The organism is Pseudomonas sp. (genome assembly GCF_048269965.1).
Taxonomy (GTDB): Bacteria; Pseudomonadota; Gammaproteobacteria; order Pseudomonadales; family Pseudomonadaceae; genus Aquipseudomonas.
The window spans coordinates 1-20,406 of the sequence record NZ_JBLWTV010000001.1; the positions used below are offsets into that span (position 1 = coordinate 1).

Consider the following 20,406-nt stretch of genomic DNA (forward strand, 5'->3'; position numbering starts at 1 on the left):
CCTGATCGAGCACCAGACCAGCGGCCTCTCGTTTGAACTCGGCGGAAAATGTACGTCGTTGCTTGCTCATCAGACACCTCTTTCACGGCGAGGATTTTCGCCTAAATCGGTGTCCGGAATCAGTAGACCACTACAAAGTTGCGCGGGATCCAGCACAGCATCTGGATGTTTGTGGTCATTTGATTGCATGGGTGTCCATTCCAGGATTCGGCAGAAAATCTTCGTAGAGGTGCTGCTATCGCTGCAAGGCTAGTGCAGCGCCCGGCCTTCAGAGATGCTTTGAACGATTGCTCTTGGCCGAAATGAGACGCCATACGGAGCCGCTCACAGTAGACTCTAACCAGCTACACGCAAAACGCAGCTTCCGGCCGCTTCGAGCCAGTCCCTTCAGGCAGGAACCGGCTAGATGCGGCCATTGCCCAGCACCGATAAAATCCTTTGCGATATGAAGCTTCTCTCTTCTCTAGGGCATCTGTATGCACTTCGATGAATTACTGGCTCGGTCGGCCATGCTTGAGGACCGGCTTTCCGGCTTTTTCGCGCTGCCCTTGGTCAATGCTTCCAGTCGCCTTCAGGCAACCCAAGCTCTGGCAAGTCTGGGATTTGAGCATGCCCGGAGCCTTAAACATCTGGTAGCAGCGGGGCTATACACCTCTGCTGCTGCGTTGCTGCGAGTACAGTACGAATCACTAGTTCGCGCACTTTGGGTGCTATATGTAGCCAAGGATGGCCAGGCGGACTTGATGCTTGCTGAGATCACACATGAGACGGCAAAGCAGGCAAGCAGGATCCCTATGCTCAGCCAAATGTTGGAAGATATTGAGGTCCAAGCACCGCACGCTCCGGTAGCTCAGCTGAAGGAGTTTAAGCATTACTCCTGGAGGCCGTTGAGCTCCTACGTGCATGGAGGCATCCATGCAGTTAATCGTCACGGAAGGGGGTTTCCGCCAGAACTGGTCTTAGCAGAGATCAAACACTCGAACGGTCTGCTCGGAATAGCAGGCAATTTGCTTCTGATCCTGAGTGGTGTACCGCCTGAGGCAGGAACGATGTCAGGCATCTACACGGAGTTCCAAGACTGCTTCCCCCCAGTTATCCCACCATACAAGCGGACGACCGAGCCGGCTCATTGACGGTCAGAATTGTCAGTTTTCAAGTCGCAACCGCCAGAGGGAAGCAGCAGACACCGGCCAGAAGCAGCTCCATCGGTGAAGGTGGCTACCGGGTTAATCCACAGTCAAAAGCAGCCCTTCAATTGGCGGTTCCTCTAAGCGCTTAGAGAGAGTAAAGAAGCATGAGGGGCTCGTAAGGGCCACCTCAAGCAAAGAAGTTGCTGATTACAGACCGAGGCGTTCGATGGCTGCTGCGACACCGGCCCCATATGCGGGATCGGCCTTGCTGCAGTTGCCGATGTGCCGCTCGATGACTTCCTGGCTGGCGCCACGGATGGCCCGCGCAGTGTTGTCGAACAAAGCCTGCTGCTGAGCCGGCGACATCAGCTGGAACAGGGCACGCGGCTGCGAGTAGTAATCGTCGTCGACGCGGTGGTTCCAGTGGTCGGCGGCGCCTCCCAGGCTCAGCGGCGGCTCGGCGTACTCCGGCTGCTCGGCCCATTCGCCGAAGCTGTTGGGCTCGTAGGCCAGGCGCGCGCCCTGGTTTCCGTCGACGCGCATCTGGCCGTCGCGGTGGTAGCTGTGGAACGGGCAGCGCGGCGTGTTGACCGGGATGTGCGTGTGGTTGACGCCGAGCCGGTAGCGCTGCGCGTCGCCGTAGGAGAACAGCCGTCCCTGGAGCATCTTGTCCGGCGAGAAGCCGATGCCGGGCACCACGTTGGCTGGGTTGAAGGCGGCCTGTTCGACCTCGGCGAAGACGTTCTCCGGGTTGCGGTTGAGCTCCAGCACACCGACCTCGATCAGCGGGTAGTCCTTGTGCGGCCACACCTTGGTCAGGTCGAAGGGATTGATGTCGTAGGTAGCGGCATCTTGTTCCGGCATCACCTGTACGTAGAAGGTCCAGCGCGGGAAGTTGCCCTGCTCGATGTTGTCGTAGAGGTCGCGCTGACTGCTCTCGCGGTCACCGGCCACCACTTGCCCGGCCTCGGCGTCGCTGAGGTTGCGGATGCCCTGCTGGGTCTTCCAGGTGAACTTGACCCAGTGCCGCTGGTTGGCCGCGTTGATGAAGCTGAAGGTGTGGCTGCCGAAGCCGTGCATATGGCGGTAGCCGTCGGGCACGCCACGGTCGCTCATGACGATGGTGACTTGGTGCAGCGCCTCCGGCAGGTTGGTCCAGAAGTCCCAGTTGTTCTGCGCGCTGCGCATGCCGGTACGCGGGTCGCGTTTCACCGCATGGTTGAGGTCGGGGAACTTCAGCGGGTCGCGCAGGAAGAACACCGGGGTGTTGTTCCCCACTAGGTCCCAGTTGCCTTGCTCGGTGTAGAACTTGATGGCGAAGCCGCGGATATCGCGCTCGGCATCCGCCGCACCGCGCTCGCCGGCCACGGTGGAGAAGCGCACGAAGATCTCGGTCTGCTTGCCGATCTGCGAGAACAGCGCGGCGCGGGTGTAGCGGCTGATGTCATGGGTAACGGTGAAGGTGCCGTAGGCGCCGGAGCCCTTGGCGTGCATGCGCCGCTCGGGGATCACCTCGCGGTCGAAGTGGGCGAGTTTCTCCAGGAGCCACACATCCTGCAGCAGAGCCGGGCCGCGCGGGCCGGCGGTCTGGGTATTGTTGTTGTCGACGACGGGCGCGCCGACGGCGTTGGTCAGTTTGTTTTTCGACATCACGGTTTCTCCTCAAACCAGTTCACCGAGCAGCTCGGTGGGGGTGACAATGGCGTGGCTAAAGGTCGCTCGTTGATTTCATGAGATGCGTGCAAGGCCTTCTCGGTGAAGGCCGCGGTGACATCGCGCAGCAGATTACGTGGTAACCGAACTCGGCCGCGAAGCGCGACATGGCTTCGATGCAGGTGTTGCCGTTAGCTGCCCCTCAGATACGACCGCTAGCCGCAGACTAGAAACGGTCGTTAGCCCATGGCGGGCCTCCGCACTAGGCCTTCGTATGAGGTGGTGCAGGACGGAGGCCTGACTTCGACCAATCAATAGTTCCAGTAAGCCGCGATCCAGCGGAACGCATTGCCATCCACAGCCACACGTCCAACCGAAGGGAATGGCAGGTGAGTGGCAACGAATATCTCGCCGCTCGCCGCCGCTTCCTGCAGCAGGCGCACTCTGACGTGAACTGACTCTTCTGGATCATGCTCGAAGCCGTTGTGCCATTCCGGATGGTCAAAAGCCACAGGGAACAGAGCGTCGCCCGCGAAAGTAAGACGTTCGCCGCCGGAGTTGACGTATACGATGCAATGTCCGGGAGTGTGGCCGCCGGTGAGTTTCGCGGTCACACCCGGAGCAACCTCGTACTCGTCTTCGAAGATGTGCAGACGATTTTGATAGTGGGCCATGAACTCGTTGGCAGTCCGACGCAGCACGTCAGGCACCGGTTGCGGCATTTCAGTCAGGGTAAAGTCGGGGATTTTCCAGAAATTGACTTCGGTGGCCGTGACATGAATGCGCACGTTGGGACTCAGGCTGTTTCGTACTGAGTCGACGAGCAGACCGCCAATATGGTCCATATGCATATGGGTGATCACAATATCGGTGATCGATGCGAGTTCAATGCCTGCATCCTTCAGGCGTTTGGGAAACTGTCCCGCACGTGGGAAACCTGGAAACTGATTGCCCAGTCCCGCATCGACCAGAATGGTCTGCTCACCGCTGCGTACCACCAGCACATTTAGCGCCCAGTCGAACATATCTGGGCCTAGGTACATTTCCTTGAACCATGCAGTGCGTTCGGCCGGGTCGGCGTTGGTAGACATCGTTTCGGTAGGCAGCGGCAATACACCATCGCTAACCACCATAACTTCGATTTCGCCCAGTTGCAGGGCATAGCGCGAGGGCACCAATTCTTGTGTCGGTACGAACCCTTCGGTTTGGGCAAAAGTGTTCAGATGCGTAGTCATGGTCGTTCTCCTGTTGCTCTTAGGGAGTTCATCAAATGAGTTGAGGCCCCGCGTCACAGGGGGCGCAGCTAGCGTATTTATGCCACTGGTATCAGCGGGTCAGCGGCGGCCAGGGCAGTAGCGCGGTCAGCGGCGGGCGGGTAGATCCAAACGGTGTTAATCTGCGTCTTAAGCTCTTTGGCTTCGGCCTTCACCAGCTTCAGCTGACGGTCCCAGCCTTCGGTATACACGGCGCCCCACGCGCCGAGGTCGAGGCAGGTGACGTACTTGGGTTGGCGGTACTGCGTCGGTGTAACGCCGATCAGGTCGGCGGCGGCGTTGTTGCCGGCATGACGTCCGAGACTGATAGCATGTTGGCAGGACATCGCTGCAAAGTTGCCGATGTCATCGGTGGCGGCATAGGCCACGTCGCCAGCAGCGAAGACGTGTTCTAGGCCACGGACCTTGAGGTTACCATCGACGTGCAGGCGTCCCTGACCGTCTCGCTCGGCGTTTAGCTGCTCGGTTAGCGGGCTGGCGCGGAAGCCCACAGTCCAAATCACCGTATTACTCTCGATGTGGCGACCGTCTGCGAGGGTTACACCATTGGCATCCACCTCAGAAACTGTGGCGCCAGTAATCCACTCGATACCCAGGCTATCGGACGCCTCAATGATCGATGGGCGGATGCCGTCGCCCATCACTGCGCCGATACGTTCGCCGCGGTCGACGATAACCACCCGCACGTCTTGGTTCTCACCCAGCACCGAACGCAAGCGAGCTGGCATCTCGGTGGCGGTCTCTATACCGGTAAAGCCGCCGCCGGCGATCACGACGGTATTACGTGCGGGGCTAGCCGGCTGATTACGTAGCGAGAACAGATGGTTTTCCAAGTGTGCCGCCGATTCGATCTCGTCAACATCGAAGGCATGCTCTTTCAAGCCTGGCACCGGTGGACGAGACAACTGGCTGCCACTGGCAAGCACCAGGCGATCGTAGCTCAGTTCTCCGGAGCGGCCTGCTTCGTCGCGGTAGCCGACCTTGCGGGTATGCTCGTTGATGCGCTCAGCGGTGCCTTTGACGAAACGTACGCCAACCGCGTCAAAAAGCTCATTCAGCGGCGCGAACATTCTGTGCACATCGGGCTCGTAGAAGCGCGGACGAATGCGCAGTTCGGCTTGCGGCGCCAACAGGGTGATCTCAACATCGTTGCGGCCGTGCATGTCCAGCAGGCGGGCGGCGCTCAGAGCGCTCCAAAGTCCACCGAATCCAGCGCCAATAACCAGAAGTTGCTGTTTCATCATGTTCTCCTTACTCGAATGGATGAATAACCTTGAAAGTACTTCTTCAAGTTCGGCGGGATGCTTAGTGGTTTGCGGAACTCAGTTTGAGTAGATGCTTTCCAGTCGGCCGTCCGCTGTGAGTCCATGCTAGGGGCGAGTTTTTGCTGGTGCACTTCTACATCGGTGTACGGAAATTACGCATCCGTTGAAGAGGGTTATACGAAAGTATCGAAGAAGAGATTGTTAAGGGGTTCAGAGGCTCTGGCGCAGAGCGCTTTCGATGCAGTCCAGTAATTGTTCTGCTTCAAATGGCTTTGGTAGACAGGCTATAACACCAGGCATATCTGCAGTGATGCGCGGCCTTTCTCCGGGGTAGGCAGTGATGAAGATCACAGGTGTATTCACCCCGCGCGCGCGAAGTTCTTTATAAAATTCGATCCCACACATGCCAGGCATCTGAATGTCAGAGATCAGGCAATCGGCCAGGGTAGGCCCGTCGGAGTCCAGGAAGACACGAGCTCCATCATAAGTGCGCGGCAGGTAGCCAGTGGCGCGAAGCAGACCTTCTAATGCGGTACGAAGGGACTCATCGTCGTCGACAACTGCAATGACAGCCTTATTTTGCATGAGTGACTGTTGCATCCTAGGAAGCACTAATGTGCGGTGTTCGCCGTACTTTCAAGATACGCCATGGAGCAGGTCAGAGAAGTATTATACCTGAGTATAGGTTAGCAAGACGTAGGTATCATTCGCTTGCCCCATAATTTGATTTTAATTGTGTTCGTGTGAGATGGATATTGGCAGTACTTAGGTATAGATTTGATCCATCCATTGAGTATTTGCGCTTTAACCATGTGCAGTATACTCATGGGGGTTCGTCTGGATAGGCCGTAAGCGTATCGCAGGCCCTGATAAGTCAAAGAGCCGCAGCGATGGGCTGTTCGAGTCCTACTTAATCAGGCGGGCGAACGAGATGAACGGAAATGACCTTCGACATACAGACATCAGCTTGCTAGTTGTCTTTGAAACCATGATGCGAAAGCGCAATGTTACTAGGGCTGGAGAGAAACCATTTCTTTGCCAGCCCACTATCAGTAGTGCGCCGGGCCGTTTACGCACAATGTTCAGCGACCCACAGTTCAGTCGCACGGGGCCCGTGATGGAACCCACCTCACGGGCATAAGAAATTCATGTACGTCTGGGGCCAGCTCTGGAAGGTATCGCCTTGGCTCTGAGTTGCGCACGGTAGTTCGATCCACGCACTAGCGAGGAGACTTTCCATGTCGGGTTTTGCGACGAAGTTGAATACGCTCTGCTGTCTCGGTTGATGCAGCAGGTGCACGCTGAGGCACCTAACATTACGCTGGTGGTCCGCCGAGTAGTGGACCCGTGGCAACTACCAAAGCTTCTCGTTGCTGGCGATATCTCCTTGGGAATCGCTCAGGCGCAGGAACTGCCGGCCAGCGCCCATGCCGTAGCCTTCGCTCGGTGCAACCCATGCTGCTGCGTGCCGATTCGGCCTCTAGCCCGGTGAGCCTCGATGAATTCTGTCGGCGACCCCATGTGACCGTGTCCGCGCTGGGCAAGGTGACCGACGAGGTCGACCGTGCGCTGGCCCGTCATGACCGGCAGCGCCGATTGGTGCTGGCGGTCCCGCAGTTCAGCGCTTTGCCAGCACTGCTAGCTGATAACGACATGCTTGCCATCGTGCCCGACTACGTAGCTAAGGCGATGCATGGCGTGGCAACAGTCATACCGACCCGCGCGAACGCTGGTTACGCTCTTGCTTCGCTCGCCACTGGGAACAACAGCCGGAGCGTTCAGGGGCGCTGACGGTTGCCTAACTGAATAAGGCTCAGCGGGTGAAGCGGTTGCGGTAGTCGCGCGGGGAGATCGACAGGTGACGCTGGAAGGTGCTGCGCAGTCGTTCCTCGTCGGCGAATCCGCAGACTCGGGCGATCTGCTCGATGTTGCGCGAGGAATTTTCTAACAGGCGCTTCGCCGCCTCCAAACGGAACAGCTCGATGGCCTTGGCCGGTGTGCGCCCGGTACGATCTTTGTACACGCGGGAGAAGTTGCGCAGGCTCATCTTCGCCTGCTCGGCGAGGCGTTCCACTGTCAGTTCCGGATCGCTCAGGTTCTCCGTCAGCCACAGATGCAGCTCGTCGAAGGCCGGGCTATCTTGGGTCTGCAACTGCAGCAATGTGCTGTACTGCGCCTGCCCGCCAGGGCGCTTGAGGTACACCACCAGTTCACGCGCCGCTTGCATGCTGATATCGCGGCCGCAGTCGGCCTCCACCAGCGCCAGTGCCAGGTCGATGCCGGCGGTGACGCCCGCCGAGGTCCATACTGCGCCCTGCTGGATGAAGATCGCGTCGGCGTCCACTTCCAAGGCGGGAAAGCGCTGCTGCAGCATGTCGCACATGGCCCAGTGGGTTGCGGCGCGGCAGCCGTCGAGCAGTCCAGCTTTGGCCAGCAGGAAGGCGCCGCTGCACACAGAAGCTATCCGGCGCACGCCGGGCGCCGAGTCCCTTAACCATGTCGCCAGCTCACCATGGTCGTCGAGGGTCTCGCAGATGTCCGGGGCGCCGGGGACGATCAGAGTGTCGACGGCGGCGAGGTCAAGTTCACCCAGGACGCTGGTATCAACCGCTAATCCCTCAACGGTACTCACCAACCCGCCGCGCAAGCTCGCCGTCGATAGCTGGTAACCGGGCAGGCCGCGCTGCGCCAGGGCCTTGCTGGCGGCCCAGAACACGGTCTGTGCACCACTGAGGTCGAGCAAGCCCATCTGCGAGTATGCGACGAAGACGACAGTTATCGGTGTGGTCGCGGGAAAGGGATAAACAGGGGCGAAGGTGCTTGCCATCTGAGGTCTGCCTGTTCGAGGTGCTGACAAAATAGCAGGAATGTAAGTGCTTCAGGGGCCGTAACGTGTGGCCGATATTCAGGGATTTCTGGCCTGGCGACGCTTCGCTTCGCCAGGCTAGCATTGCTCTTAGCATCGTCATAGCGCGTCCTATGGACAATGTTCCGAAGGAGCCGACCCGGCCCATATGACCATTGGGCTGGTGTTTTGCCGCGGGCCCCTTCATGGACTAGATATTTTGACCTGCACATCGCGTATTTCGCGGTCCCACAAGGAGGCAAGATGAGCTCGTGGTCGCATTCCAACCCACCGCAAGGTTCGAAGGAACCGGTGGTTTATGTGGTCGATGACGATGAGTCCATGCGCCTCGCCCTCGATGGTCTGTTGCGCTCTATTGGTCTCCAGGTGCAGACCTTCGATTCTACCCAGGCATTTCTTGTCTGCGCTCGTCGTGATGTCCCCGGCTGCTTGGTCCTCGATGTGCGCTTGCGAGGGGAAAGCGGCCTGGCGTTCCAGGAGCAGATGGAGAAGAGCGGTGTTCGCATGCCCATCGTGTTCATGACCGGACACGGCGATATCGCGATGACTGTCAAGGCGATGAAGGCCGGCGCCGTAGATTTCCTCGCCAAGCCTTTCCGTGACCAGGACATGCTCGATGCGGTTGCCAGCGCCCTGGCTCGCGATGGTGCGCGGTTGCAGGCCGAGCAGTCCGGCGCGGCGCTGCGCCAGGCCTTTGAAGCGCTGACTCTGCGGGAGCGTGAAGTGCTGCGCTTTGTCGTCGCGGGGTTGATGAACAAGCAGATCGCTGCCGAGCTTAATCTCAGCGAAGTAACCGTGAAGGTACACCGTGGCCAAGTGATGAAGAAGCTGGCCGCGCGCTCGGTGACCGATCTGGTGCGCATGGCCGAAGCGCTGGGCGTCGAGCCTTTGCAGCGGACGACCTAAACACCGTCGGGCCTTTTGCAGAATATTCGCTGACCACCCCTCGGGGGCAGCAGAACCCTCCTGAGGTTGCCTAGCCGATGGCCAGCAAACAGAAGATCCTGTGGGATGACGGTGAGCGGGTTTTTTGCCGTGCTAGTTATGGCAGTGGCGGTGACATCAGTGTGCTGATGGTACGACCTGCTGCCGAACATCCATTGCCCGTCACGCTCGAACGGTTGGCTCACGAGTACAGCCTGCGCGACGAGCTGCAAAGTGCCTGGGCTCTGTGCCCACAGGCGCTATACCACGAAGGCGGGAAAACCCGCCTGTTGCTCGATGATCCCGGCGGCGAGCCGTTGTCATGTTTGCTGCGCCAGCCCTTGGGAACCGAAACCTGCTTGCGTCTGGCCGTGGAGATCGCGGTGGCGCTACGCCACCTGCATCAGTGCGGCCTAGTGCATAAGGACCTCAAGCCCAACCACATCCAGGTCAACTGCGCCGATGGCCAGGCACGCCTGACAGGCTTCGGCCTGGCCTCGCGATTGCCGCGAGAGCGGCAGGCGCCAGAACCACCGGAGACAATCGCCGGCACCCTAGCCTACATGGCACCAGAACAGACCGGGCGGATGAACCGTTCCGTCGACTCGCGCAGCGATCTCTATGCCTTCGGCGTGGTCCTGTATCAGATGCTCACCGGCTCGCTACCGTTCACCGCCAGCGACCCAATGGAGTGGGTGCACTGCCATATTGCACGTAAGCCGCCGTCGCCTGGCGAGCGGGTCGCCAACATACCGCCGATGCTCTCGCAGATCGTACTCAAGTTGCTGGCTAAGACCGCCGAGGAGCGCTACCAGAGCGCCGCGGGGGTCGAACACGACCTGCGCCGGTGCCTGGATGACTGGCAGCAGAAAGGGCGCATTGTGCCATTCACCCTGGACGAACAGGGCACGCCTGACCGGCTGCTCATCGCCGAGAAACTCTATGGCCGCGAGCGTGAGGTCGAGGTACTGGTTGAGGCCTTCGCACGCATCGTCGCCAGCAGCAATCCCGAGTTGGTGCTGGTGTCGGGCTATTCCGGGATAGGCAAGTCTTCAGTGGTCAACGAACTGCACAAGGTACTGGTGCCGCCGCGCGGATTGTTCGCTTCCGGAAAGTTCGACCAGTACAAGCGCAACATTCCCTACTCAACGCTGGTACAGGCCTTCCAAGGGCTGGTGCGCACGCTGCTGGGCAAGAGCGGCGAGGTACTGGAAGGCTGGCGCAGTGCACTGCTGGAGGCACTGGAGCCCAATGCTCGGCTTATTACTGACCTGATTCCCGAGCTGCGGCTAATCATCGGCGAACAGCCACCGGTGTCCGAACTGGAGCCACAGCAAGCGCAGCACCGATTCTTGCTGGTGTTCCGTCGTTTCATCGGTGTTTTCGCCCGAGCCGATCACCCGCTCGCGCTGTTCCTCGATGACCTGCAATGGCTGGATGCAGCGACCCTCGACCTGCTGGAAGACCTGCTGACCCATTCGGAGCTGCGCCACCTGATGCTGGTGGGCGCTTACCGCGATAACGAGGTCGATGCCAGCCATCCGCTGAAACGTAAGCTGCAATCCATCCGCCAAGCTGGCGTGCGCATCAATGAGATCCGTCTTGCGCCACTGGCTCGCGCGCATATAGAGCAACTGATCGCCGAGGCTCTGCGCTGCCCACCGCCGAGTATCGTGGCACTGGCGCGGCTAGTGCAGGACAAGACCGCCGGTAACCCATTCTTCGTTATCCAGTTCCTCCAGGCGCTGGCCGAGGAGGAGCTGCTGACCTACGACCACGCAGCCCGTCGCTGGCGTTGGGAACCGGAACGCATACACGCCAAGGGCTACACCGACAACGTTGTCGACCTTATGGTCGGTAAGCTGGCCCGCTTGCCGCTGGAAACCCGCCAGGCCCTGCAGCAATTAGCCTGCCTGGGGAACATGGCGCAGATCGACACCCTGGCGACCGTGCTCGACCTGCCGCCGGCGAAGGTCCACTCGATACTCTGGTCGGCGGTGCGTCAGGAACTGGTGGAGCGCCTGGAGGGAGCGTGCGCGTTCGCCCATGACCGTATCCACGAGGCGGCGTACTCGCTGATCGCCGAGGCCGCCCGTGCGGAGGCTCACCTGCGCATCGGTCGCCTGCTGGCCGAACATACGCCGGTGGAGCGGCGCGAAGAGGCGATCTTCGAGATCGTCGGCCAACTCAATCGCGGCGCCCGACTGATCGAGGACCGCGCCGAGCGTGAACAGCTGGCCGAGTACAACTTGATGGCCGGGCAGCGTGCCAAGGCCTCCAGCGCCTACGGCTCGGCATTGGCTTACCTGGGGGTCGGTGCGGAACTGCTCGACGGCGATTGCTGGGAGCGCCGCCACGACCTGTGTTTTGCCCTGGAGCTGAACCGCGCCGAGTGCGAATTCCTCACTGGCCAGTTGGTGCAGGCCGACGAGCGCCTCACCGCGCTGACGACACGCGCCGCCACCACGGTGCAGCAGGCGGCGGTGGCCTGTTTGCAGATGGACGTGTGCCTGCTGCAGGACTGCAGCGACAGGGCCGTGGCTGTGTGCCTGGCCTACCTGCAGGCGGTCGGCATCCACTGGTCGGCGCACCCGGACGACGAGCAGGTGCGCGAGGAGTACCAGCAGATCTGGACGGCGCTGGGCGAACGCAGCATCGAACAGCTGATCGACCTGCCGCTGATGGAGGATGCCGCCTCCCTGGCGACCCTCGATGCCCTCGGCAAGCTTTTTGCCCCGGCCCTGCAGAGCGACGCTAACCTGGCCAGCCTGACCATCTGCAAGGCCGTCAGCCTGAGCCTGGAGCGAGGCAACTGCGACGCCTCCTGCATGCTCTATGCAAATGTCGGGCGCGTCGCCGGCCGCCGCTTCGGTGACTACGAAGCCGGTTACCGCTTCGGTCGCCTGGGCTGTGAGCTGGTCGACCGGCGCGGCCTGAATCGCCATGAAGCACGAACCTACCTGTGCTTCTCGATGTTCGTGGCGCGCTGGATGCGCCCCGTGCGCGAGTGCCGGGAACTGCTGCGCCGGGCTTTCGTCGCGGCCAACCGCGTCGGCGACCTGGCGTACGCCGCCTATGCCGGCAACGGCCATATCGCCGATGTGCTGTTCCTCGGCGAGCCGCTGGCGCAGGTGCATGAAGAGGCCGAGCAGGGCCTGGCCTATGCGCAGAAGGTGCGCTTCGGCCTAGTGGTGGATTTCATCAGCACGCAGCTGGCGCTGATTCGCACGCTGCGCGGGCGGACCTCGACTTTCGGCTGTTTCGACGATGAACTGTTCGACGAGGCGCGTTTCGAAGCGCACCTGGACAGCACGCCGGGCCTAACGCTGGCAGCGGCCAAGTACTGGATACGCAAGCTGCAGGCGCGCTGCATGGCGGGAGATCACGCCGCGGCCATGCACTGCGTGGCGCGGGCGAAGGCGCTGCTATGGGTGGTGGAATCCTTCACGGAGGAGGCCGAGTATCACTTCCACGCTGCGCTGACCCTGGCAGCCACTTTCGACTCCATCGATGCCGGCGAGCAGCCCGGCCTTCTGCAGGAGTTGGTCGGCCATCACGTGCAGTTGCAGGAATGGGCCCGGCAGTGCGCCGAATCCTTCGCTTGTCGGGTGGCGCTGGTGGGCGCAGAAATCGCCCGGGTCGACGGGCGGCTGGTCGACGCGGAGCTGCTTTACGAAGAGGCCATCCGCGAGGCGCAGGACCATAGCTTCGTGCAGATTGAGGCGCTGGCCAACGAGCTGGCGGGGCGCTTTTACTGCGCACGCGGCCTGGCCAAGATTGCCCGCGTCTACCTGCAGGACGCTCGCTACGGCTACCTGCGCTGGGGTGCCGACGGCAAGGTGCGTCAACTTGAGGGGCGGCATCGCTACCTGCGCAACGAGGAGCCCGTGCACAGTCCAACCGCGACCATCGCCACCCCGGTGGAGCATCTGGACCTCGCTACCGTGCTCAAGGTGTCCCAGGCCGCTTCGGGGGAGATCGTCCTGGAGAAACTGATCGACATGGTGATGCGCACGGCCATCGAACAGGCCGGCGCCGAACGCGGCGTGCTGGTCCTCGCCGAAGCAGGCGAGCCGCGTATTGCGGCGCAGGCGACTGTCGGCGATGGAGCGATGTTGTTGGGCAACGAACCGATCAGTGCAGCCGCGCTGGCCGAAACTGTGCTCTACCAAGTGCTGCGCACTGGCGAGAGCCTGTGCCTGGAAGACGCAATGGCCGATCCGGGGTTCACCACCGATTCCTATGTCCGCCAGCAAGGCGCACGTTCGATCCTCTGCATGCCACTGATGAACCAGGCCAAGCTTACCGGCGCGCTGTACCTGGAGAATAATCTCTCGGCCGACGTGTTCAGTCCGGCGCGGATCGCCGTGTTGCGGCTGCTGGCCTCACAGGCTGCAATCTCGCTGGAGAACGCGCGTCTGTACCGCGATGCCGCCGAGCGCGAGGCGAAGATTCGCCGACTGGTAGACGCCAACATCATCGGCATCATCGTCTGGAGTGCGGGTGGCGAGATAGCCGAAGCCAACGACGCCTTCCTGCGCATGGTCGGCTACGAGCGCGACGACCTGCTTTCGGGCCGCGTGCGCTGGCACGACATAACTCCACCGGAGTCACTGGCACTCAGCCGGGCGCACCTTGCCACGGCCATTCGTACCGGACGCGCGCAACCCTTCGAGAAGGAATACATCCGCAAGGACGGCAGCCGCGTTCCGGTGATCGTCGGTCTAGCCGCCTTCGAGGCCAGCCTGCAGGAGGGCGTAGCCTTTGTGCTCGACCTCACCGAGCGCAAGCAGGCAGAGGAAAGGGTACGTGAGGGTGAGCGCCGCTATCGCGAAGTCCAGACGGAGCTGGCCCATGCCAACCGCGTGGCGACCATGGGGCAACTGGCGGCGTCCATCGCCCACGAGGTGAACCAGCCGATTGCCGCTACCGTGACCAACGCCAATGCCGCCTTGCGCTGGCTAGGAGCGCAGCCGCCAGAGCTCGGCGAAGTCAGCCAGGTGCTAATGCGCATCATCAAAGACGCCAATCGAGCCGCTGAAGTGCTGGGGCGCATCCGTCAGCTGATCCGCAAGACCCCGCCGCAGAAACAGCCCGTGGACGTCAACGCGGCGCTGCGCGAGATGATCGAATTCACCCGCGGCGAGGCCGCCAAATCAGGCGCCGTAGTGCGCGTTGAACTCGCCGATGGCCTGCCGGAGGTGGAGGGCGACCGGGTCGAGCTGCAGCAAGTAATGCTCAACCTGATCATCAATGCCCTGGAGGCCATGGGCGGTGTGCCTGCAGGTGAGCGCCACCTGCTAGTTCGTACCGAGCGCGAGGCGGCGGACGTGCGGGTGAGAGTGGGCGATAGCGGGCCGGGCTTCGCCGAGGGCAATGCCGACCTGCTCTTCGCACCGTTCTATACCACCAAGGCCACCGGCATGGGCATGGGCCTGTCGATCTGCCGTTCGATCATCGACAGCCATGGCGGCCGTCTTTGGGCCAGCGCCAACCAGCCCCGGGGCGCGGTGGTGCAGTTCACCCTGCCGACGCATCCGGCGACAGGCGGCTGAAAAAAGCACAAGGGGGCTTGACCTTGACACTAGCGTCAAGCCCCCAGAGTTCTCCCATCGGAGGTCGATATGCAAATCGGAGAGCTGGCCCTGCGCGCCGGCGTCAGTACACGTGCGATTCGCCATTACGAGTCGCGGCAGCTGATCGAGTCGTCGCGGTTGGACAATGGCTATCGTGACTACGCCTTGTCCATGGTGCAGCGCGTGCTCTGGGTTCGAGAGCTGCTCGAGTGCGGCTTCAGTACCCGGCAGATTCACGGCCTGCTGCAGTACTTGGAAGAGGAAGAGGACAGCGAAGGTTTCCTCGCCTGCCTGCAGCAGCACCTAGAAAAGCTGGTTGCCCTGGATGCGCTGCAGACACAGTTGGCCGAGCGACGCGAGCGTCTGGCAGAAAAGATCGAACGCTATCTGCCGCTGCAGGAAGGCCTGCCGCGTGTTCCCGATTTGCGACCTCCCAAACGAGCTCATACACAAGCCACGTTGGAGAGATAATGGGAAAGCTGAACGACAAGGTCACCCTAGTCACGGGCGGCAATAGCGGTATCGGCCTGGCCACCGCGCAACGATTCGCTCTGGAAGGCGCTGCGGTGGTCATCACAGGGCGCCGTCGGGAAGTAGTGGAGGAAGCGGTCGGGCATATCGGTGAAAACGCCGTTGGCATCTGCGCCGATTCCAGCCGGCTGGAGGATCTGGATGCCTTGTACAGGCGGATTGACGAACGCTTCGGCCGCCTTGACGTGCTGGTCGCCAATGCCGGTGTCATCCGTCCGGCTCCGGGCGAACAGGTCGATGAGAAACAGTTTGACGAACAGTTCGATATCAACGTCAAAGGCGTCTTCTACACCATCCAGAAAGCGCTGCCGTTGCTGCGAGACGGTGGCTCCATCGTGCTGGTGTCGTCCATCGCCCACCTGAAGGCTCTGGAGGCCCACGCGGTCTACGCGGCGACCAAGGCGGCGGTGCGCTCCTTCGCTCGCAGTTGGGCGGCGGAACTCAAGGGCCGCAACATCCGCGTCAACTGCCTGAGTCCGGGCCCCGTGCTGACGCCGATTATCGGTAAGATGGGGATCGACGAGGCGCAGTTCGGTGCGTTCGAAAAACAGCTGGCGGGGCTGATTCCGCTCGGCCGCATCGGTCGTCCGGAAGAGTTGGCGAATGCTGCACTGTTCCTCGCTTCGGACGACAGCAGCTTCATCACCGGTGTCGACCTGTGCGTCGATGGTGGGCTGTCGCAGCTCTGAACGGAAGAAGGCCCGGAGCAGGTCGCTCCGGGCCTTTGGGGCAGCAATTTTAGCCCTTGATGAAGGCCAGCAAGTCCGCGTTGATGGTCTCGGCGTGAGTGGTGCACATACCGTGGGGCAGGCCGGGGTAGGTTTTCAAGGTGCCGTTCCGCAACAGCTTGATCGAGAGGCGCGCGGAGTCTTCGATGGGGACGATCTGGTCGTCCTCCCCGTGTAGCACCAGGGTCGGCACAGCGATTTGCTTCAGGTCTTCGGTGAAGTCGGTTTCCGAGAAAGCCGCAATGCAGTCGTAATGGGCCTTGGCGCCGCCCTTCATGCCCTGGCGCCACCAGTTGTCGATCACTGCTTCGGAGACGTTGGCGCCCGGTCGGTTGAATCCGTAGAAGGGGCCCGCCGCCACGTCGCGGTAGAAGTTCGAACGGCTAGCGGCAAGTGCTTCTCGGAACCCATCAAACACCTTTAGTGGCAGGCCATTGGGGTTCTTCTCGGTTTGCAGCATGATGGGCGGCACGGCGCCGATCAGAACTGCCTTGGCGACACGGCCAGCACCATGGCGTGCGACGTAACGGGCGACCTCGCCACCCCCGGTGGAGTGGCCGATGTGCACGGCATCCTTCAGGTCCAGGTGCTCCGCTAGCTCCGCCAGGTCAGCGGCGTAGGTGTCCATGTCGTTGCCTTGCGCCGTCTGCGAGGAGCGACCGTGGCCACGTCGGTCATGGGCAATCACGCGGTAGCCCTTGCTGAGGAAGAACAACATCTGGTTGTCCCAATCGTCCCCCGACAGCGGCCATCCGTGATGAAAAACGATGGGCTGACCACTGCCCCAGTCCTTGTAGAACAGCTCAGTGCCATCGCGAAGTGTGAGATAGCTCGACCCTTGCTCCCTACGCCCATTACCCTTGGCCTGGCTGCTACCCACTTGGCTTGCTAAGACTGGGGCTGCCACCGCAAGTGCTGCAGCTGCTACGCCGGCGCCCATTATGGCGCGGCGGGAGGTTCCATTTGTCTTCTCGGTCATGGTGAAAACTCTCGTCTGGTTACCGCTCCTGCGGCGAATGAGGACCGGAAGACCAGATCTCGCAATGCTCATAGGATTATCGCGAGATAGCCGGAGTACCGGTTCGCAAACCCTATTGCCACGCGAAATTCCGCACCATCGTTAATGGGTATTGGCTAACCATACTTAGGTTTTGTGAAAGTTTTGAAAGGTCGGAGCCGCCGCTACTGTCGAGGCCATATCTTCTATACCAGCAGGCACACGGACTGAACTAATTGCTTGTTGCTCGCGAATGTCCGCTTTTGGCCGATAGCTGCCTGTCGTAACCGGCTGTAATCGGCTATTTGCAGGCGTTCGCAGCTGCGATGTGGGGGAAGCGTTGCTCGCAACGTACGTCGACGGCTGATTTAAAATCCTTCGTATGCCGATCCGTTGTTATGCTGCGAGCACTACAAAATCGCGGTGCTCACCAAATGCCTCATGGCCACACGATAGGTTGACGGTAGGTTCGTTTAGCGATTTTGAGCCGATGGTGCCATATGAGTGAAGAAGGGAAAGACCAGCGGATTGAGTTCAAGCATAGCGTTAGGCACGTGATCTGGCGTCGCGCGGGGGGGCTCTGTTCTATCAAAGGTTGCTTAAAATCGGTCAACGGCAGCGACGGGAACTTGGATTTAGACGGGGCGCCCCATCGAGCGACGAGCATCGGAGAGGCAGCCCACATTTACTCCGCTAGAAAAAACTGGGCTCGGGGGCATGGAGATCAATCCCCTGAATTCATTGGTAGCGCCGCAAACGGTATCTCGACCTGTCGGAACTGCCATGGAAATGTCGACAACGTGGCGTCGAAATATTCTGCTGAAACGTTGTTCGAGATGAAGCATGTACGAGAGACCGCACAGGACCTGAATCGGCACTACCCCGCCGTCAGCTTCTATGTCTCAAAAGTTGGAACGGAACACCTCGACCACTTGGTCTGGACTGCTGCTGACCGCTCCGACGAGCAAAGCATTGCCAATAAATTCATTATTTACGCTGAGTCAGCTGTGCAGGTGCTTCGGGTTCTAAAAAGCAGTATTGGGTCTACGATGCCTTCGCCGGAGGGTCTTGAGCGGCATGCGATCGTAGACGCTATCAGTCGCATCATTGAGCCTCAGAGTTTCGTATTTGATCGAGCGGCTTTAGGTCCGATTCAAGACGTCCGATTTGCGGATCTGATGCAGGCCCAATCGGATCAGATTGCGCGAACAATTGAGCTGGCTGAGTCTTGGAGCTGTGGGCGTGACAGCGTCCTTTTAAATGATGAAGTGCGCTGCGAATTTTTCACGAGGGACCCTGTTACGGGTATCGCAGGGGAACCGGTACTTTTCAATGTGCGGGCCATCGTAGCGAAGAGTAACGATCAGGAGCACGGCCTCAAGTACCAGCTAAAGGTCACTCAATTTGAAAATTATTCGGTTGGTTTCCACTGGGATATGGCGGCGGCCCTCAACAAGAAAGGTCACTCGTTGTTGAGCACTCTGCGATTGGCCCGCTTCGCCTGTCCTGACGCCACACATGATCACTATGATTTTCAGGCTTTTGCTGGGTACGTAAGGCTGCTTAAAGAAATCAACTCCGGCAGAAACCCACGCGCTCGACTCAGTAGACACAATGCTAGCTCTAGGTACGAAGCGAAGATCCACCAAAGTGACAACCAACTGCACCCCTTAGAGTTTGTTATTGATGTACTGGATTCTCCTGAACGGATTCGTGAAGTCGTTTCGTTCAATGAAAAAGCTATGCTCGGATATAGTCTTTCAGCTGAGCTGGGCACAGCCATCATCTATCGAAGACCAACGACCTCGGCTCTTCCAGGCCCTGATTTCAAGAATCCGCGATTGTTAGGTTTCTTCGACCCTCACCTCACTGAGCAGATGATTCGCGAGGCGATCAATGAGGCCCGGGAGAATGCAGCCCTCGATAGCCGAGGACGATTCGTTTCTAGACCCTTGGTGGAGATGCAGGTGTCCGGCCGTCCTTGTGTCATTCGAGCCTACTACAACGTGTTCGGCACGAGCTTCATACTCGAAACTGCGGACTGAGATGAATGTGATTACTGCGGGACCACCTTATAACTGGTTCCACGAATGGGCTGGAAGAACAAACTTCCAGCCCTGCCCCTTCCATTAATTGAATGTCTGCTGCTGGTTCGGAAGGAGCTACTCGTAAAGGTTCCAAAATAGCTGTAGGCGCGTCAGCCCCGCCGGTGTGCGGCACGGGCTGCAGCAACACGCCTGCGCATAGCCGGGTCGTAGTAAATCGCATCGAGCAATGCCGCGCGCCCCATCCACAGCGACTGTTCATCAGCGGACTCTGGTAGCTCTTGCTGCCACCATGGCATTAGCTGCATGGGTTCAATGAAGCGGTCCCAGTAGTTGTGCAAGTTAACGGTGGAGAATGCGACACCGAAGGCGTCGGCAAGTCCACGCTTATTCGGATCGCAATAGCAGAAAAAGTAGTCCGGCCTCTTCATCGCCAGTAGCCGCGTTCCAAAGCCAATCCATGTATCCACCGCTCCTTGCACCTGCAAGAAGTTTTCGACGAAGGCGTCGTAGTGTCGGCGCTTCACTGCGCCCACCACAGGTATCTGATCCAAGGCGCGTGAGATGGCCTCAGAGTCGCTATCCAAGGCTGGGAAGAGCCGGCCAGCCGAGGTCATTTGCCCGAAGAGCCCCCAATCTAGTTCCTCAGTAGACGACTGCCTCAGCAAGCCGCCGATTCGTCGCCGGTCGATATCAGGCAGATCAGTAAAGCTAGTGTCGCTTGCGAATAGTTGCCGAGCAAATGAGAGGACCTTTAGTCGACCTTGTAGATCATTGGCCTTGTCTGACCTCACACTCCGTACGTACAAAGCCCAGTCCATATCATTAAGATCAGTGTTCTTTGTTGACCTTCTTCTTACGACAGGCTTCTTGATACGGGTGAACCTTTCAAGCTCCTGCAGCGCGTCGCTGACACGCTTCTGGTTTGCCCGGTACGACTTGATGAAGTCGGAGTCGATGGACTCCGCGCGGATCCACTGCTTATGGATGAGGTCAAAGAAGGATCGCAGAGCAGGGTCTTTGCGGTCACCCTGCAGGAATACGCCGGCTTCGATATTACGGGCCATGCCGGCACCGGTGAGGTTCGCACTGCCCACATAGACACAGAGCTCATCGCCTAGGTCGAAACCATAGACCTTCGGGTGAAACATGGGCGCCGCATTGGGGGCAAATACTCGGGCAGGAGGAAAGTTTTCGAACTCGTCGAGGCACGCTGCATCGGTGAAGTAGCGAGTGGTGCCGATAACCAACTGGCCCAGCTTGTCCTTGGCCGCCAACGCTGCGTCGTACGCCGGGTTGGATGTGCACCAGGCACTGAGCCAGGAGAACGATCGGCACTGCTCAATAAGCTCGATCAGCCTCTGACAGGTTTCTTTTGAGCCGGTAACGGGGGAGATGGATGTCATCCTTGGATATC

General features: G+C 60.0%; 13 protein-coding genes and 1 pseudogene. 7 read left to right on the forward strand and 7 right to left on the reverse strand.

The window, feature by feature from the left end:
* Positions 1–476: 476 nt before the first annotated feature.
* On the forward strand, positions 477–1,133 hold the full coding sequence (locus ACN0X6_RS00005; RefSeq protein ID WP_417701082.1) for a DUF6988 family protein: 657 nt from the start codon (positions 477–479) through the stop codon (positions 1,131–1,133).
* A gap of 204 nt (positions 1,134–1,337) precedes the next feature.
* Here the strand turns inward: ACN0X6_RS00005 and ACN0X6_RS00010 are convergent, their stop codons facing one another.
* From ACN0X6_RS00010 to ACN0X6_RS00025, 4 genes are all read right to left on the reverse strand, one after another.
* On the reverse strand, positions 1,338–2,780 hold the full coding sequence (locus tag ACN0X6_RS00010) for a catalase (protein ID WP_417701083.1): 1,443 nt from the start codon (positions 2,778–2,780) through the stop codon (positions 1,338–1,340).
* A gap of 314 nt (positions 2,781–3,094) precedes the next feature.
* Positions 3,095–4,018: an MBL fold metallo-hydrolase gene (locus tag ACN0X6_RS00015; protein WP_417701085.1), complete on the reverse strand. Its 924-nt coding sequence runs from the start codon at positions 4,016–4,018 to the stop codon at positions 3,095–3,097.
* 77 nt (positions 4,019–4,095) lie between these two features.
* Positions 4,096–5,298 carry an NAD(P)/FAD-dependent oxidoreductase gene (locus tag ACN0X6_RS00020; RefSeq protein WP_417701087.1) on the reverse strand — a complete coding sequence of 401 codons (1,203 nt, stop codon included), beginning with the start codon at positions 5,296–5,298 and terminating at the stop codon, positions 4,096–4,098.
* A gap of 234 nt (positions 5,299–5,532) precedes the next feature.
* On the reverse strand, positions 5,533–5,922 hold the full coding sequence (locus ACN0X6_RS00025) for a response regulator transcription factor (protein WP_033993267.1): 390 nt from the start codon (positions 5,920–5,922) through the stop codon (positions 5,533–5,535).
* Between the two features lie 331 nt (positions 5,923–6,253).
* Here ACN0X6_RS00025 and ACN0X6_RS00030 point away from each other — a divergent pair.
* Positions 6,254–7,124, forward strand: a pseudogene (locus ACN0X6_RS00030) (LysR substrate-binding domain-containing protein).
* 11 nt (positions 7,125–7,135) lie between these two features.
* On the opposite strand, the gene ACN0X6_RS00035 reads toward ACN0X6_RS00030, so the two are convergent.
* Positions 7,136–8,149, reverse strand: coding sequence for a GlxA family transcriptional regulator (locus ACN0X6_RS00035; protein ID WP_075046807.1), 1,014 nt, complete (start codon positions 8,147–8,149; stop codon positions 7,136–7,138).
* 282 nt (positions 8,150–8,431) lie between these two features.
* On the opposite strand from ACN0X6_RS00035, the gene ACN0X6_RS00040 reads away from it, so the two are divergent.
* The 4 genes from ACN0X6_RS00040 to ACN0X6_RS00055 all read left to right on the forward strand — a co-directional run bounded on the left by ACN0X6_RS00040 (position 8,432) and on the right by ACN0X6_RS00055 (position 15,908).
* Entirely contained in the window at positions 8,432–9,094 is a 663-nt protein-coding gene (locus tag ACN0X6_RS00040) for a response regulator transcription factor (protein WP_075046806.1), read from the forward strand.
* 77 nt (positions 9,095–9,171) lie between these two features.
* Positions 9,172–14,667, forward strand: coding sequence for an AAA family ATPase (locus tag ACN0X6_RS00045; protein ID WP_417701089.1), 5,496 nt, complete (start codon positions 9,172–9,174; stop codon positions 14,665–14,667).
* A 69-nt stretch (positions 14,668–14,736) separates the two neighbouring features.
* Positions 14,737–15,159, forward strand: coding sequence for a MerR family transcriptional regulator (locus ACN0X6_RS00050; protein WP_075046804.1), 423 nt, complete (start codon positions 14,737–14,739; stop codon positions 15,157–15,159).
* The gene (locus tag ACN0X6_RS00055; RefSeq protein WP_075046803.1) at positions 15,159–15,908 is read left to right on the forward strand and encodes an SDR family NAD(P)-dependent oxidoreductase; all 750 of its coding nucleotides are present in this window, start codon (positions 15,159–15,161) and stop codon (positions 15,906–15,908) included. Before ACN0X6_RS00050 ends, ACN0X6_RS00055 begins: the two co-directional genes overlap by 1 nt.
* 49 nt (positions 15,909–15,957) lie before the next feature.
* Here ACN0X6_RS00055 and ACN0X6_RS00060 read toward each other — a convergent pair whose 3' ends face one another.
* Positions 15,958–16,926, reverse strand: a complete 969-nt coding sequence (locus ACN0X6_RS00060) for an alpha/beta fold hydrolase (protein ID WP_417701090.1) — start codon at positions 16,924–16,926, stop codon at positions 15,958–15,960.
* A gap of 518 nt (positions 16,927–17,444) precedes the next feature.
* Between ACN0X6_RS00060 and ACN0X6_RS00065 the strand changes: the two genes are divergently transcribed.
* Positions 17,445–18,989 carry a hypothetical protein gene (locus ACN0X6_RS00065; RefSeq protein WP_417701092.1) on the forward strand — a complete coding sequence of 515 codons (1,545 nt, stop codon included), beginning with the start codon at positions 17,445–17,447 and terminating at the stop codon, positions 18,987–18,989.
* A 152-nt stretch (positions 18,990–19,141) separates the two neighbouring features.
* On the opposite strand, the gene ACN0X6_RS00070 is transcribed toward ACN0X6_RS00065, so the two are convergent.
* Positions 19,142–20,395, reverse strand: a complete 1,254-nt coding sequence (locus ACN0X6_RS00070) for a phospholipase D family protein (protein WP_417701094.1) — start codon at positions 20,393–20,395, stop codon at positions 19,142–19,144.
* Between the last annotated feature and the right edge of the window lie 11 nt (positions 20,396–20,406).

Excerpts from the sequence above, each read along its gene's own strand:
- ACN0X6_RS00040 (WP_075046806.1), top strand. The coding sequence starts at position 8,432 with ATGAGCTCGTGGTCGCATTCCAACCCACCGCAAGGTTCGAAGGAACCG.
- ACN0X6_RS00050 (WP_075046804.1), top strand. The coding sequence starts at position 14,737 with ATGCAAATCGGAGAGCTGGCCCTGCGCGCCGGCGTCAGTACACGTGCG.
- ACN0X6_RS00010 (WP_417701083.1), bottom strand. The coding sequence starts at position 2,780 with ATGTCGAAAAACAAACTGACCAACGCCGTCGGCGCGCCCGTCGTCGAC.
- ACN0X6_RS00020 (WP_417701087.1), bottom strand. The coding sequence starts at position 5,298 with ATGAAACAGCAACTTCTGGTTATTGGCGCTGGATTCGGTGGACTTTGG.
- ACN0X6_RS00070 (WP_417701094.1), bottom strand. The coding sequence starts at position 20,395 with ATGACATCCATCTCCCCCGTTACCGGCTCAAAAGAAACCTGTCAGAGG.
- ACN0X6_RS00015 (WP_417701085.1), bottom strand. The coding sequence starts at position 4,018 with ATGACTACGCATCTGAACACTTTTGCCCAAACCGAAGGGTTCGTACCG.
- ACN0X6_RS00045 (WP_417701089.1), top strand. The coding sequence starts at position 9,172 with ATGGCCAGCAAACAGAAGATCCTGTGGGATGACGGTGAGCGGGTTTTT.
- ACN0X6_RS00025 (WP_033993267.1), bottom strand. The coding sequence starts at position 5,922 with ATGCAACAGTCACTCATGCAAAATAAGGCTGTCATTGCAGTTGTCGAC.
- ACN0X6_RS00060 (WP_417701090.1), bottom strand. The coding sequence starts at position 16,926 with ATGACCGAGAAGACAAATGGAACCTCCCGCCGCGCCATAATGGGCGCC.
- ACN0X6_RS00005 (WP_417701082.1), top strand. The coding sequence starts at position 477 with ATGCACTTCGATGAATTACTGGCTCGGTCGGCCATGCTTGAGGACCGG.
- ACN0X6_RS00035 (WP_075046807.1), bottom strand. The coding sequence starts at position 8,149 with ATGGCAAGCACCTTCGCCCCTGTTTATCCCTTTCCCGCGACCACACCG.
- ACN0X6_RS00055 (WP_075046803.1), top strand. The coding sequence starts at position 15,159 with ATGGGAAAGCTGAACGACAAGGTCACCCTAGTCACGGGCGGCAATAGC.
- ACN0X6_RS00065 (WP_417701092.1), top strand. The coding sequence starts at position 17,445 with ATGAGTGAAGAAGGGAAAGACCAGCGGATTGAGTTCAAGCATAGCGTT.